Here is a 14,563-nt window from a genome sequence, read left to right as displayed (position 1 = left end):
AAACCGCCTGGCGCCGATAAGAATCTAGTCGCTTTGTTGCGGGGCGGCGACCTGCTCGGCGGCATCTTCGCTGCGGTGCAGGGCCACCTGGCGGATCGACAGGCGAATCTCCGCCGGCAGCACGCGCTTGGCCGCGCCTTCGGCCAGTTCGCCGAGCAATTCGTGGTAGCTCAGCTTGCCGGCTTCGTCGCGGCGCAGCACGTCCTGCTCCAGCAAGGTCTGGATGAAGTGGCGGAACAGGCTCTTGTCGAAGAACTCCGGGGCATTCAGGCCATGCAGGATCGACAGGCGCTGGGCCATGACCGTGCACAGGTCTTCCAGTTCTTCGGCGCTGATGCTGCGCTGGCCGCTGTTGAGCAGCAGCGAGATGGCCATGTAGAAGCGCTGCAGGGTCTGGGCGATGCTCTTGGACAGCAGGGTCAGCAGCACGAAGTGCCGCGAACTCGGCGCCGGACGCAGGTACAGGTCCTTCTCGAAGCGCAGCAGGCCTTGCTCGACGAAGGCCTCCAGCCACTGGTCGATCACCCCGTCCAGCTCGTCCAGGGACCAGCGGATGAACAGCTCCGACTGCAGGTAGGGATACAGCGCGCGGGTGTAGCGCAGGATCTGTTCGCGGCTCATGCGCGACGAACTCTGGAAGAAGCTCGCGAGCAACGCCGGCAGGGCGAAGATGTGCAGCACGTTGTTGCGGTAGTAGGTCATCAGGACGGCGTTCTGCTCGTCCAGGTAGAGGATCTTGCCCAGGGCATCGCTCTGCTCGGACAGCAGGTCCATGTCCTTCACATGTTCGATCAAGGCCCGGCCGTCGCCTTCCGGCAGGGTGGTGTGGGGCGAGTAGGGGACTTTGCGCAGCAGCGCCAGGTACAGGTCCAGGACCCGGGCCATGGCACGGTCGTCGAGGGCCAGGCGGCTGGTGGAGAGCAACGCCAGTGCCACCAGGTTGACCGGGTTGATCGCCGCCGCTTCGTTCAGGTGCTGGGCGACTTTTTCACCCAGGCGGTTGGTGGTTTCGTTGAGCCAGGCCGGCTTGAACTGCGGGCCCAGCTCCTGGGCGCGCCAGCCCGGCTGTTCCTGATCGAGAAACTCGGCCAGCTTGATCGGCTCGCCGAAGTTCACCGCCACCTGGCCGAAGCGCTGCTTGAGGGCGCCGATGACCTTGAAGATGTCGAAGATCGACTCTTTCTTCTTGCTCGCGCCGCGCAGTTCGCCCAGGTAGGTGCGGCCTTCCAGCACGCGCTCGTAGCCGATGTACACCGGCACGAAGACGATCGGCATGCGTGAGGAGCGCAGGAAGCTGCGCAGGGTGATGGCCAGCATCCCGGTTTTCGGTTGCAGCATGCGCCCGGTGCGCGAGCGCCCGCCTTCGACGAAGTACTCCACCGGGAAACCCTTGGTGAACAGGGTGTGCAGGTATTCGTTGAACACTGAGGTGTAGAGCGGGTTGCCCTTGAAGGTGCGGCGCATGAAGAACGCGCCACCCCTGCGCAGCAGGCTGCCGATCACCGGCATGTTCAGGTTGATCCCGGCGGCGATGTGCGGCGGGGTCAGGCCGTTGCGGAACAGCAGGTAGGACAGCAGCAGGTAGTCGATATGGCTGCGGTGGCAGGGCACATAGATCACTTCGTGACCGGGGGCGACTTTCTGCACGCTTTCGATGTGGTTGACCTTGATCCCGTCGTAGATCTTGTTCCAGAACCAGCTCAGCACCACTTCGAGGAAGCGGATCGCGGTGAAGGTGTAGTCCGAGGCGATCTCGTTGCCATAGCGCAGGGCCACGGCCTTGGCTTTTTCCGGGGAGATCTTTTCCCGTTCGGCTTCGTCGAGGATCGCCTGCCTGACCAGCGGCTGGTTCAGCAGGCCCTTGACCAGGTTGCGGCGGTGGGAAATGTCCGGGCCGATCACCGCGGCCTTCAGGTTGCGGAAATGCACCCGCAGGATGCGCTGGGCCATGCGCACGGTGCGCTCGTGGCCCTTGTTGTGCTCGATCAGCTCGCGCAGGTGGATCGGCGCGGAGAATTGCACCCGGGTCTTGCGGCCCAAAATCATGATGCTCAGCAGCCGGCGCAGGCGCCCGGTGACCGCCCAGCTGTCGGCGAACAGCAGTTTCCACGGGCTCGATTCGCTGTCTGGCGACTGGCCCCAGAACACGCTGACCGGAATGATCTGCGCGTCTTCGGCGGCATTCTGGCTCAGGGCGCTGACCAGGCGGGTCAGGGTCGGTGGCGCACCGCGTTTGTCCTGGCGACCGAGCCAGTCCGGGGCCGGGGTCAGGTAGAAGAATGCGGCGGGTTCCAGCAGGTTGCCCACCGAGACCGGCAGCACCGGGCGCGGCAGCCCGGCCTTGGTGCACTCGGTATCGACCACGGCGAGGTCGGTGAGCGAAGGGTTTTGCAGGACGTAGAACACCGGGCGACTGCGGTCGAGGTTGAGGGTGAAGGACGACTGGTTGATCGTCTCTGAGCGAACCCAGAGGTACAACAGTCGGCGCAAGGTGCCAAACACAAGACGGCGGAACGGGGAGCGGGTCATACGGCTTCTGCTTTAGTGGAAAAAACCGAGCAGTTGCTCGGGGCGGCTAGTGTGCCGGATTCACCGAAAATCGGCAAAAAAGCGGCAAACAAGATTGAGTTGAGAGTTTTTGTGCCTGTCATATACTCGCCCGACTGACGCCTGGGCATGTGGGCCCCATCAATAGAAACCCAGGTCCAGGCGAAAGTTCTCACGGCTTCGTTTCAGTAAGCCGACTGATAATAAAAAGACGGAGGATGGATTGATGGCAACTCGCGAGACCGGCAGCGTGAAGTGGTTCAACGACGCCAAGGGCTACGGCTTCATTCAGCGTGAAGGTGGTGCCGATGTATTTGTCCACTACCGTGCTATTCGTGGTGAAGGCCACCGCTCGCTGACCGAAGGGCAGCAGGTTGAATACGCCGTGGTAGAGGGGCAGAAGGGTTTGCAGGCTGAGGATGTAGTGGGCTTGTAAGCGTTGTGCCTTGTAGGAGCGAAGCTTGCTCGCGATAGCGTTGTGTCAGGTAAAACGCTATCGCGGGCAAGCCTCGCTCCTACAGTAATCGGAATCAGGCGGTACGCCAGGTAATCTCTTCTTCCCCGTCGGCACTGATGCGAATCCAGCGGTCGGCCGATTCTTCACCTTCTTCCTCGACCCAGCTGCCCGGTGCGCAGCGCACTTCGACGTTCAGCGCGGCGAAGGCGGCGCGGGCGCAGGCGATGTCGTCGTCCCACGGCGTCTGGTCGCTTTCCAGGTACAGGCTGTTCCACTTGCCCACGGCTTTCGGCAGCCAGGTCACCGGCACGCTGCCGGCCTTGCATTTGTAGGTCTGGCCTTTCTGCACCCAGTCGCTGCATGGGCCCAGGGCCGCGCCGAGCCAGGCGGCGATAGCCTTGTGGTCGACGTCGGCGTCTTTCAGGTAAATCTCGATATCCGGTTGGCGCATGGATGTCCTCACTGCGGGTCTGAAAAATCCATTCGCGGATTTATTCGGCCTCGAGTCGCTGCTCGAGGCCGTGGATTGATGGGTTATTGCAGAACGAAGTAATCGTAGCGCATCGACACGCTGACCTCGAAGGGCTCGGCCTGCTCGATCACGCTGGCTCGGCGTTCGGCACTGGCGCGCCAGCCGTGGGGCGTCATGGCCAGCAGGTTGGCGCGATCCTGCGGATTGCTCAACGTCAGCTTGAAGTCCAGGGTTTCACTGTGTTGCAGCGCCATGCCCGCGGGCACCAGCGCCAGGTGTTTGTCGTCGGTGTATTCGCGGACCTCGTCGTACAGGCGCTCGCGCAATTCCATCAGGTGACCGCTGGTCGGCCCGACCTTCATCAGGCCGCCGCCAGGGCTGAGCAGGCGCTTGGCTTCCTGCCAGTCCAGCGGGCTGAAGACACTGGCGAGGAACTGGCAGCTGGCATCGGCCAGGGGCACCCGGGCCATGCTGGCGATCAACCAGGTCAGCTGCGGGGCACGGCGACAGGCGCGCTTGACCGCTTCCCGGGAGATGTCCAGGGCATAACCGTCCGCCTGGGGCAGCGCTTGGGCGATCTGTGCGGTGTAGTAACCCTCGCCGCAACCGATATCGACCCAGTGCTGCGGGGCGCGCTCGGCGGCCAGTTCGGCCAGGCGCCTGGCTACCGGGGCGTAATGGCCGGCATTGAGAAAGTCGCGGCGGGCTTCGACCATGGCCTGGTTGTCGCCCGGGTCGCGGCTGTTCTTGTGCTGCACCGGCAGCAGGTTCAGGTAACCCTGGCGGGCGCGGTCGAAGCGGTGCCCGGCCGGGCACACGACACCGTTGTCGACGGCGCTCAGGGGCGCCGCGCAGATAGGGCAGGCAAGCATCAGGCGAGCAACTTGATCAGGGTCTGGTAGTAGATTTCGGTCAGCACGTCGAGATCGCTGGCCAGCACCCGCTCGTTGACCTGGTGGATGGTGGCGTTGACCGGGCCCAGCTCGACCACCTGGGTGCCGAGGGTGGCGATGAAGCGCCCGTCGGAGGTGCCGCCGCTGGTGGAAGCCTGGGTCTCGCGGCCGGTGACGTCCTTGATGCTGGCCGACACCGCGTCGAGCAGGGCGCCCGGCTCGGTGAGGAACGGCAGGCCCGACAACGCCCACTCCACATGCCAGTCCAGGCCGTGCTTGTCGAGGATGGTGGCCACGCGCTGTTGCAGGCCTTCAACCGTGGATTCGGTGGAGAAGCGGAAGTTGAACACTGCCACCAGCTCGCCGGGGATCACGTTGGTCGCGCCGGTGCCGGAATTCAGGTTGGAAATCTGGAAGCTGGTCGGCGGGAAGAAGGCATTGCCGTCGTCCCAATGCTCCGCAGCCAGTTCGGCCAGGGCCGGGGCGGCCAGGTGGATCGGGTTCTTGGCCAGGTGCGGGTAGGCCACGTGGCCCTGCACGCCGCGCACCGTGAGCTTGGCGCCGAGGGAGCCGCGACGGCCGTTCTTGACCACGTCACCGACCAGGCTGGTGCTCGACGGCTCACCGACGATGCACCAGTCCAGGCGTTCCTTGCGCGCCGCCAGGCGCTCGACCACGGCCTTGGTGCCGTGGTGCGCCGGGCCTTCTTCGTCGCTGGTGATCAGGAACGCCACCGAGCCTTTGTGGTCCGGGTAGTCGGCGACGAAACGCTCGGTCGCCACCAGCATCGCCGCCAGGCTGCCTTTCATGTCCGCCGCGCCGCGCCCGCAGAGCATGCCGTGCTCGTCGATCAACGCGTCGAACGGGTCGTTCTGCCAGGCCTGGACCGGGCCGGTGGGCACCACGTCGGTGTGGCCGGCGAAACACAGCACCGGGCCTTCGTGCTTGCCGTGGGTGGCCCAGAAGTTATCCACATCCTCGATGCGCATCGGCTCCAGCTTGAAGCCGGCATCGCCCAGGCGCTGCATCATCAGCTTCTGGCAGTCGGCGTCGACCGGCGTCACCGACGGGCGGCGGATCAGGTCACAGGCGAGTTGCAGGGTCGGCGAAAGGTCGGCGTGGGCCGTCATGGGGAAACTCCGAAGCAGGGGCAAGGTCAGGCGCTGCTCTTTCTTCGTAGGAGCGAGCTTGCTCGCGATGGACGCAAGAGCGGCGCAGTGCATCAGGGGCTGCGCGTTATTCTTGATATCCATCGCGAGCAAGCTCGCTCCTACAGAGGCGGCGGCGGGCAAGGCGCGCAAAATGGCGGATATCTTAAAGCAAAACGGCGGCCAGAGGCCGCCGTTTAGTGCTTTGCCGCGATTTATGCCGCCGCCACCGGCGCGCTTTCGGCAACGGGTTTTGGCAGCGACGACAGGAAGGCCATGACCAGCGCCGCCACATACGGCAGCGACTGCACCAGCAGCATGGTCACCCAGAAGCGCATGTCGTTGCTCGGCAGGCCGCCCTGCACCAGGTAGATACCCAGCGCCGCGCCCCACAACAGCAGCATGATGAACAGCTCTTCCCGGGCTTCCGAGATCGCCACCCAGAAACCGTGGTTGTCGGCATTCTTCGGTGTGCGGAAGAACGGAATGCTGCTGGTGAAGAAGCCGTACAGCACCGCCTTGGCGATGGTATGGGACAACGCCAGGCCCGCCACGGCCGCGCAGAACGCATCCTTGAGGTTGACCCCGACTGCCCGGCGGTAGAGGAAGATGATCTTGCCGACCTTGAACACGAACAGCGCCAGGGGCGGGATCGCGAAGATCAGCAACGGCGGGTCGACGCGCTGCGGCACGATGATCATCGCCGCCGACCACAACAGGGCGCCGAGGGTGAAGAAGATGTTCATGCCGTCCGCCACCCACGGCAGCCAGCCCGCGAGGAAGTGATAGCGCTGGCCACGGGTCAGCTCGGTGTCCTTGCCGCGCAGCAGGCTGGCAGTGTGGCGCTTGATGATCTGGATCGCCCCATAGGCCCAGCGGAAACGCTGTTTCTTGAAGTCGATGAAGGTATCCGGCATCAGGCCCTTGCCGTAGCTTTCGTGGTAGTACGCCGCCGACAGGCCTTTCTCGAACACCCGCAGGCCCAGCTCGGCGTCTTCGCAGATGCACCAGTCGGCCCAGCCCAGTTCTTCCAGGACCGAACGGCGGGTCATGGTCATGGTGCCGTGCTGGATGATCGCGTCACGGTCGTTGCGGGTGACCATGCCGATATGGAAGAAGCCTTTGTATTCCGCGTAGCAGAGCTTCTTGAAGGTGCTTTCGTTCTGGTCGCGGTAGTCCTGTGGCGATTGCACCACGGCGATTTTCGGGTCGGCGAAGTGCGGCACCATGTGCTTGAGCCAGTTACGGTCGACGCAGTAGTCCGAGTCGATCACCGCGATCACTTCGGCGTCCTTGGCGGTGTGCGGGATCAGGTAGTTCAGCGCGCCGCCCTTGAAACCGGCCAGGGGCGCGACGTGGAAGAACTTGAAGCGCGGGCCGAGGGTCTCGCAATAGGCCTGCACCGGCTCCCAGACCGCCGGGTCCTTGGTGTTGTTGTCGATGATCAGGACTTCGAAGTCCGGATAGTCGAGGTTGGCCAGGGCATTGAGGGTCTGTTTGACCATCTCCGGCGGCTCGTTGTAGCACGGCACATGGATCGAGACTTTCGGCCGGTAACTGGAGTCGCCTTCGACCGGCAGGAACTCGCGCCGGCGCTTGTGCACCCAGACCGCCTCGGCCAGTTCATGGGCCTCGGTGAGCAACACGATGAACACCCCGAGCGCACCCAGGGCGAGCAGGAAGCCCACCGTCAGGCTGAACCAGGTGCTGTATTGCTGGCTGTAATCGTAGCCGATCCACACCAGCACCGAACCGCAGAGGAAGGCGATGAAGGTCAGGAAGGTCCGGCCGCGCTGGCGCAGGGCCGAGCCGTCGATCATCAGCAGGGTCAGGGACAGCAGCGCCAGGACCACCGAGCCGATGGCCAGCACGCGCCACTGCGGGATCGCCACCACCGGGCCTTCGAAGTTGAACTTCTGCTGGCGCGCGGCGTTGAACACGCCCCAGTAGGCGCCCACCGAACCTTCGTCGCTGGCCTTCCACGGCTGGTCGAAGGCTTCGATCACGAAGTAGTTGTAGCCCTGGCGGTTGAGCTTGTTGACCAGGTTACGCAGGTAGATAGCCTGATCCGCCGGGCTGGCGTCGGCGCCGCCACGCATGCGGCCGTTGCTCGGCCAGCCCACCTCGGACAGCAGCAGCGGTTTTTTCGGGAACATCTTTTTCAGGTCACGGGCGCGGTCGAGGACGAACTGCCCGGCCTTGTCCATCGGGATGAATTCCCAGTAGGGCAGGACGTGGGCGGCGATCAGGTCGACGTGCTGGGCCAGTTCCGGGTGTTCTTCCCAGACGTGCCACTGCTCGGAGGTGGTGACCGGTACCTTGACGGCAGCGCGCACGCGATCGAGCAGGACGCTCAACTGGTCGGCGGTGATTTCCTTGCGGAAGATCGCTTCGTTACCGACCACCACGCGCACCACACTGCGCGAGTTGTTGGCGATGTCGATGGCGCGGGTGATTTCACGCTCGTTGCGTTCCAGGTCCGGGCTGATCCAGATCCCCAGGGTCACGCGCAGGCCGAACTCTTCCGCCAGCTTGGGGATGTTCTCCAGCGTGCCGTCGACCGAGTAGGTGCGAATGTTGTCGGTCAGCTTGCTCATGATCTCCAGGTCGCGACGCATTTCATCGTCGGTCGGGAACTGGTCTTTCTGCGGGAACTGGCCCAGCTGGAAAGGCGAGTAGGAAAAGCCGGAGATTTGTGCAGGCCAATTGGGGGCGGAGACCGGGCGGTTGACCAGTGCCCAGAAGCCGGTGAACAGGGCGGCGATTGCCAGAACCACCACCAGGTTGAGTCCAAATTTACGCGATGACATAGCTATTTCGGGTTCCAAAGGGTGTGGAACGGGGGAACGGTCGGCATGCGCCAAGCGGCGCGCATCCTACACTGGCCTTCGGCTGAGCGTACAGCGCACAGGAGAAGGCCGCAGGTTGGGCAATCCAACTCGATTTAAGTTCTCGGCGCCGGAATTTTCAGATTGTTCCCTCATTAAAGCAGCCCTGACTGCCATTCATAGGGCAAAGATGCTCTTGGCGGACATCGGCCCTATAATGCGCGCCGGTTTTTGGGGTAATGGTCATGAGTACAGAAGATCCGCGGTTTGCTGGCGTCGCCCGTTTGTATGGCATCGAGGGGCTGGAACGCTTGCGCGCCGCCCATGTGGCGATCGTCGGGGTCGGCGGTGTCGGTTCCTGGGCGGCGGAAGCCATCGCCCGTTGCGGCGTGGGCGAGATCTCGCTGTTCGACCTGGACGACGTCTGCGTCAGCAACAGCAATCGGCAGCTGCACGCCCTCGACAGCACGGTCGGCAAGGCCAAGGTCGAGGTCATGGCCGAGCGCCTGCGCGGGATCAATCCGGCTTGCACCGTGCATGCGGTGGCGGACTTCGTCACCCGCGAGACCATGGCCGAGTACATCACGCCGAACATCGACTGCGTGATCGACTGCATCGACAGCGTCAACGCCAAGGCGGCGCTGATCGCCTGGTGCAAGCGGCGCAAGATCCAGATCATCACCACCGGCGGCGCGGGCGGGCAGATCGACCCGACGCTGATCCAGGTCTGTGACCTGAACCGCACCTTCAACGACCCGCTGGCCTCGAAAGTGCGCTCGACCCTGCGTCGCGACTACGGTTTTTCCCGCACCGTGACCCGTCACTACAGCGTGCCTTGCGTGTTTTCCACCGAGCAACTGCGCTACCCGAAACCGGACGGCAGCATCTGCCTGCAGAAGAGCTTTGTCGGCGATGGCGTGAAACTCGACTGCGCCGGCGGTTTTGGCGCGGTGATGATGGTGACCGCGACCTTCGGCATGGTCGCGGCGACCAAGGCGGTGGACAAGCTGGTAGCTGGCGTGCGGCGCCCGGCGGACCGGGTCAAGCCCGCGGCCGTTTGACTCTGTAGGAGCGGCCGATCGACGCTCGATTGCCCGCGAAATGCGGTGTGTCAGATAGACCGCTATCGCGGGCAAGCCTCGCTCCTACAGGGATGGGCGTCAGGCTGAGAGCTCGCGCATCCGCTGCAATACCGCATTCAGCCCATTGCTGCGCGACGGTGACAGCTGGCGCGACAGGCCCAGCTGATTGAACCAGTCCGGCAAATCCACCCGTTGCAGCTCCTCGGCGGACAGACCGTTGACCCGCGCCAACAGCAGGGCCACCAGGCCACGGATCAGGCGCGCATCGCTGCTGGCGGCGAACTGCCAGTGACCGTCCTGCAAGGTCCCCACCAGCCAGACCTGGCTTTCACAGCCATGCACCCGATTGGCCTCGACCTTGTCGGCTTCAGCCAGCGGCGCCAGGCGTTCGCCCCATTGCATCAGCAGGCGTGCGCGCTGTTCCCAGCCGGGAGCGCCCTGGAAACTGTCGAGGGCGGCCAGGGCTTCGGCGGGCAGGCTCATCGCAACAGCTCCAGGGCCTGATCGAGGGCCTCGAAGAAGCGCTCCAGATCCTCGGAGTCGTTGTACAGCGCCAAGGACACGCGGATCGCCCCGGCCAGGCCGAAGCTTTTCAGCAGCGGCATGGCGCAGTGATGCCCGGCACGCACGGCGATGCCCTGTTCGGTCAGCAAGTGAGCCAGGTCGGCGTTGTGCACGCCATCGACCACGAAACTGACCAGCGCCAGCTGCGGCTTGCCCAGCAGGCGCAGGCCTTTGCGGGCCAGCAGGCCATGCAGCAGGTAGTCGTGCAGCGCGGCTTCATGGGCGCTGACGGCGTCCTGGTCGAGACCGCTGAGGTAATCCAGGGTCGCGCCCAGGCCGATCACGCTGGCGATCGGCGGCGTACCGGCTTCGAAACCCAGTGGGGCGGGGCGGAAGCTGGCGTGCTGGTAGTCGGCCTGCTGGACCATCTCGCCGCCAAACTGCCAGTGACGCAGGCCTGGCAACGCCTCGTTGCGTCCGTAGAGCACGCCGACGCCGTCCGGACCGTAGAGCTTGTGGCTGGAGAACACATAGAAATCGCAGCCCAGCGCCTGCACATCGTGGCGGCCATGGACCACGCCCTGGGCGCCGTCAACCACGGTCAGGGCGTCGTGCGCCTTGGCCAGGGCCAGCAGCTGCGGCAGGGGTTGCCAGGCACCGAGCACGTTGGATAGCTGGCTGACGGCCAGTAGCCGGGTGCGCGGACCGATCAGACGGGTCGCGGCGTCGAGATCGATCAGGCCGTCGTCGTCCAGCGGCAGGACCACCAGGTTGAGGCCGCGACGGTGCGCCAGTTGCTGCCAGGGCAGCAGGTTGGCGTGATGTTCCAGGGCGCTGATGACGATCTCGTCGCCCGGGTTGAACTGGTGTTCCAGGCCATAGGCCAGGAGATTCAGCGCGGAGGTCGCGCCGTGGGTGAAGATGATCTGCCCACGGTCACCGGTATTCAGCCACTGCGCCACTTTGTGCCGGCTGTTCTCGAATGCCTGGGTGGCGTGAGCACCGGGCAGGTGCTGCGCGCGATGCACGTTGGCCGCGCCATTGGCGTAGTAGTGCGCCAGGGCGTCCAGCAGGGCTTGGGGTTTTTGCGTGGTGGCGGCGTTGTCCAGGTAGGTCTGGTCCTGCCGTTGCAGGGCGGCGATGGCCGGGAAGTCGGCGCGCCAGGGGGAGGGTACAAGCATGGTGGCAGAACTCGTTTGAACAGGCCGGGCGCCGATGATAAGCGCCCGGCCGGTTTCAGTGGAACCGAATCGCTGCTTAGTTGTGAGCGTGCAGCGCTTCGTTCAGCTCGATGGCCGATTTGTGGGTCTTGCACTCCACGGCACCGGTCTCCGAATTGCGGCGGAACAGCAGGTCAGGCTGGCCGGCCAGTTCGCGGGCCTTGAGCACCTTGACCAGCTGGTTGTTCTCGTCCAGCAGCGCCACCTTGGTCCCGGCAGTCACGTACAGGCCCGATTCCACGGTGTTGCGGTCGCCCAGCGGGATACCGATGCCGGCGTTGGCGCCGATCAGGCAGCCTTCGCCGACCTTGATCACGATGTTGCCGCCGCCCGACAGGGTGCCCATGGTCGAGCAGCCGCCGCCCAGGTCGGAACCCTTGCCGACGAATACGCCCGCGGAAACCCGGCCTTCGATCATGCCCGGGCCTTCGGTGCCGGCGTTGAAGTTGACGAAACCTTCGTGCATCACGGTGGTGCCTTCGCCGATGTAGGCGCCCAGGCGAATGCGCGCGCTGTCAGCGATACGCACGCCGCTCGGTACCACGTAGTCGGTCATTTTCGGGAACTTGTCCACCGAGAACACTTCCAGCAGCTCGCCGCGCAGGCGCGCTTCCAGTTGACGCTCGGCCAGTTCGCCGAGGTCGACCGCGCCCTGGTTGGTCCAGGCCACGTTCGGCAGCAGCGGGAAGATCCCGGCCAGGTTCAGGCCGTGCGGCTTGACCAGGCGGTGGGACAGCAGGTGCAGCTTCAGGTAGGCCTCCGGGGTAGAGGTCAGCTGGGCGTCTTCGGCCAGCAGGGTGGCGACCAGCGGCTTGTGGCTTTCGGCCAGGCGGGTCAGCAGCGCGGCCTGGGTGGCGTCGATGCTTTTCAGGGCCTCGGCCAGTTGCGCGGCCTGGGCGGTGGTGAAGGTGATGGCCTGGTTGCCTTCGCTGTAGCCCAGTACCGGGGCGATGGCGGCAACGATTTCCGCGGATGGCTTGACCAGGGGCGCGGCGTAGAACACTTCCAGCCACGCGCCTTGACGGTTTTGAGTGCCGACACCAAAGGCCAGGCTGAACAGGGTAGTGGACATGCTGTTACCTCTTACAAAATTGAACGGGCAGGCGTTATTTGATTTCTGCCGCGTAGATATCGGGCTTGAAGCCAATCAGGGTTCGGTCACCGAGATCGAGCACCGGGCGCTTGATCATCGAGGGTTGCGCGAGCATCAGTTCGATCGCTTTCGCCTGGTCGAGATCGGCTTTGCGTTCGTCGTCGAGTTTGCGAAAGGTCGTGCCCGCACGGTTCAGCACCACCTGCCAGCCGTGCTCGTTGCACCACTGGGCCAGGTGTTCGCGGTCGATACCGACCGCTTTGTAGTCATGGAAGTCATAGCTGACAGCGTGTTCATCGAGCCAGGTGCGCGCCTTTTTCATGGTGTCGCAGGCTTTGATGCCGAAAAGGTGCAACGTTTTGCTTGAAGCGGTCAAGGAATTGCCCCCTTTTGAGATGCTGGAGTTAAAGGTCACGGATTATGCCATGCCCGCGCCGGTTCGGCGTCGGCGAAGGCCCGGCTTTGTAGCTTTGTGTGACAGCGGCATGGGCCACTTGCGACTTTTGTGCAGCGGCGAGGCCCGAGCTTAAGCGGCTAATATGGCACTTCGACGGTAACCTGTTGCCTGAAGTCTGCTGCTGATCGATTGGGAAAACCGCTTTATGCAAACCGCTTATACCGTCCTTATCCTGCTGATGCTGGTGAGTCTCTCGCGGCTGGTCGGACGGGTGATTCCGTTGCCGTTGCCGCTGGTGCAGATCGCCGCCGGGGCCTTGTTGGCCTGGCCCACCCTGGGGCTGCACGTGGCCCTGGACCCGGAATTGTTTCTATTCCTGTTCCTGCCGCCGCTGCTGTTCTCCGATGGCTGGCGCATGCCCAAGCGTGAGCTGTGGCGCCTGCGCGGGCCGATCCTGACCCTGGCCGTAGGCCTGGTGCTATTCACGGTGGTGGGCGCTGGTTACTTCATTCACTGGTTGTTGCCGACCATTCCCTTGCCGGTGGCCTTTGCCCTGGCGGCAGTACTGTCGCCGACCGACGCCGTGGCGGTCTCGGCGATTTCCCAGAACCGCCTGCCGACGCCCTTGATGCACATGCTCCAGGGCGAGGCGCTGATGAACGACGCTTCCGGCCTGGTGACCTTCAAGTTCGCCCTGGCGGCGGCCGTGACCGGGGTGTTTTCCCTGGCCAATGCCAGCCTGACCTTTGTCCTGGTGGCGGTGGGTGGCCTGGCGGTCGGCGTGGCCCTGAGCTGGCTGGTGGGGCGCTTGCGTGCCTGGATGATCGCCCGCGGCTGGGATGACCCGGCGACCCACGTGGTGTTCATGCTGTTGCTGCCGTTCGCCGCCTACGTGCTGGCCGAGCGCCTGGGAGCCTCGGGCATCCTCTCGGCGGTGGCGGCGGGGATGATGCAGAGCTGGCTCGACCTGTTGCCCCGGCAGACCAGCACCCGCTTGCTCAACCGCAGTGTCTGGTCGCTGCTGGAATTCGCCTTCAACGGCCTGATCTTCCTGCTGTTGGGCCTGCAACTGCCCGACATCATCAAGGCCGTGGTCAGCCATGAAACCACCTTGTGGCCGACCCTGTTCTATCGCTGCCTGGATGTCGGGGCGATCTTCCTGGTGCTGCTGGTGCTGCGTTTTATCTGGGTGCAAAGCATCTGGCGCCTGTCCGGCCTGTTGCGCCGCTGGCGTGGCAAGGGTGAGCTGACGCTGGTGCCGACCGCGCGTTCCTGCTGGTTGCTGACGCTTGGCGGGGTACGGGGGGCGGTGACCCTGGCGGGCGTCATGTCGGTGCCGCTGTTGCTGGGGGCGGGCGAGGCTTTCCCCGAGCGCGACCTGCTGATCTTCATTGCCGCGGGGGTGATCCTGTTGTCGCTGATTGCCGCCTGTATCGCCCTGCCGCTGTTGCTGCGGGGCATCCAGAAGAGCCCCGACGAGAAGCGCCACGCCGAAGTGCGTGACGCCTGGCGCAAAACCGCCGAGGCGGCGATCCATGCCCTGGAAGCCGAGGAAGTGGCCGATGCGGCCAACTCGCCGGATGCGGCCCAGGCGGCGCTGGCCACCGAGCTCAAGGGGCGGTTGATGTCGGAATATCGCCATCAACTGGAGGTGTTCAACGATTCCGCCGAAGCCCAGGCATTGGCGTTTCAGATGGACTTGCTGGAGCGCAAGTTACGTTTGAAAGCGCTGCGGGCGCAGCGGCTGGAGTTATATCGGTTGAGCCGCCAGCACCAGATCGGCGACGACGTGTTGCGCGAGGTCCTGGGTGAGCTGGACCTCAGCGAGGCCAATCTGGGGCAGGTGAAATGACCCTGGCTTTGTAGGAGCGAGGCTTGCCCGCGATGAACGATAACGCGGTGTATCAGATGTACGGCGTTGT

General features: G+C 64.3%; 12 protein-coding genes. 3 read left to right on the top strand and 9 right to left on the bottom strand.

Translation table 11 applies throughout. The features are described 5' to 3' along the window. Positions 1 to 24: 24 nt before the first annotated feature. Positions 25 to 2,529: a glycerol-3-phosphate 1-O-acyltransferase PlsB gene (gene plsB, locus PVZ78_RS13850; RefSeq protein ID WP_009047198.1), complete on the bottom strand. Its 2,505-nt coding sequence runs from the start codon at positions 2,527 to 2,529 to the stop codon at positions 25 to 27. A 244-nt stretch (positions 2,530 to 2,773) separates the two neighbouring features. Here plsB and PVZ78_RS13845 point away from each other — a divergent pair, with 244 nt between their 5' ends. Then, entirely contained in the window at positions 2,774 to 2,983 is a 210-nt protein-coding gene (locus PVZ78_RS13845; RefSeq protein ID WP_007927922.1) for a cold-shock protein, read from the top strand. 94 nt (positions 2,984 to 3,077) lie between these two features. Here the strand turns inward: PVZ78_RS13845 and PVZ78_RS13840 are convergent, their stop codons facing one another. From PVZ78_RS13840 to PVZ78_RS13825, 4 genes are all read right to left on the bottom strand, one after another. Beyond that, on the bottom strand, positions 3,078 to 3,455 hold the full coding sequence (locus PVZ78_RS13840; RefSeq protein ID WP_007927921.1) for a hypothetical protein: 378 nt from the start codon (positions 3,453 to 3,455) through the stop codon (positions 3,078 to 3,080). A gap of 83 nt (positions 3,456 to 3,538) precedes the next feature. Continuing rightward, the gene (locus tag PVZ78_RS13835; protein WP_038630709.1) at positions 3,539 to 4,348 is read right to left on the bottom strand and encodes a putative RNA methyltransferase; all 810 of its coding nucleotides are present in this window, start codon (positions 4,346 to 4,348) and stop codon (positions 3,539 to 3,541) included. Continuing rightward, entirely contained in the window at positions 4,348 to 5,499 is a 1,152-nt protein-coding gene (gene dapE, locus PVZ78_RS13830; protein WP_009047201.1) for a succinyl-diaminopimelate desuccinylase, read from the bottom strand. Before dapE ends, PVZ78_RS13835 begins: the two co-directional genes overlap by 1 nt. Positions 5,500 to 5,732: 233 nt before the next feature. Further along, positions 5,733 to 8,327, bottom strand: a complete 2,595-nt coding sequence (locus PVZ78_RS13825; protein ID WP_053268333.1) for a glycosyltransferase — start codon at positions 8,325 to 8,327, stop codon at positions 5,733 to 5,735. A 263-nt stretch (positions 8,328 to 8,590) separates the two neighbouring features. Between PVZ78_RS13825 and tcdA the strand changes: the two genes are divergently transcribed. Further along, positions 8,591 to 9,406 (top strand): tRNA cyclic N6-threonylcarbamoyladenosine(37) synthase TcdA, encoded by an 816-nt coding sequence (tcdA, locus tag PVZ78_RS13820; protein ID WP_162098622.1) that lies wholly within the window; start codon positions 8,591 to 8,593, stop codon positions 9,404 to 9,406. Positions 9,407 to 9,505: 99 nt separating this feature from the next. Here the strand turns inward: tcdA and PVZ78_RS13815 are convergent, their stop codons facing one another. The 4 genes from PVZ78_RS13815 to PVZ78_RS13800 form a co-directional block, all read right to left on the bottom strand. After that, complete coding sequence (locus PVZ78_RS13815) at positions 9,506 to 9,910, bottom strand: SufE family protein (protein ID WP_009047204.1); 405 nt, start codon at positions 9,908 to 9,910, stop codon at positions 9,506 to 9,508. Further along, a complete protein-coding gene (locus PVZ78_RS13810; RefSeq protein WP_273828826.1) occupies positions 9,907 to 11,112 on the bottom strand; it encodes an aminotransferase class V-fold PLP-dependent enzyme in 1,206 nt (401 codons plus the stop codon). The genes PVZ78_RS13815 and PVZ78_RS13810 overlap by 4 nt, the downstream gene beginning before the upstream one ends. 76 nt (positions 11,113 to 11,188) lie before the next feature. Then, the gene (gene dapD / locus PVZ78_RS13805; RefSeq protein ID WP_009047206.1) at positions 11,189 to 12,223 is read right to left on the bottom strand and encodes a 2,3,4,5-tetrahydropyridine-2,6-dicarboxylate N-succinyltransferase; all 1,035 of its coding nucleotides are present in this window, start codon (positions 12,221 to 12,223) and stop codon (positions 11,189 to 11,191) included. 34 nt (positions 12,224 to 12,257) lie between these two features. Beyond that, positions 12,258 to 12,566 carry an arsenate reductase gene (locus tag PVZ78_RS13800; RefSeq protein ID WP_231999350.1) on the bottom strand — a complete coding sequence of 103 codons (309 nt, stop codon included), beginning with the start codon at positions 12,564 to 12,566 and terminating at the stop codon, positions 12,258 to 12,260. Positions 12,567 to 12,846: 280 nt separating this feature from the next. Here PVZ78_RS13800 and PVZ78_RS13795 point away from each other — a divergent pair, with 280 nt between their 5' ends. After that, a complete protein-coding gene (locus PVZ78_RS13795) occupies positions 12,847 to 14,493 on the top strand; it encodes a Na+/H+ antiporter (protein ID WP_009047208.1) in 1,647 nt (548 codons plus the stop codon). Positions 14,494 to 14,563: the final 70 nt, after the last annotated feature.

Source organism: Pseudomonas sp. SBT1-2, assembly GCF_028640875.1.
Lineage (GTDB): Bacteria > Pseudomonadota > Gammaproteobacteria > Pseudomonadales > Pseudomonadaceae > Aquipseudomonas > Aquipseudomonas chlororaphis_I.
Note: the sequence above shows the minus strand (reverse complement) of the source record. Positions and strands in the feature narration are given on the sequence as shown.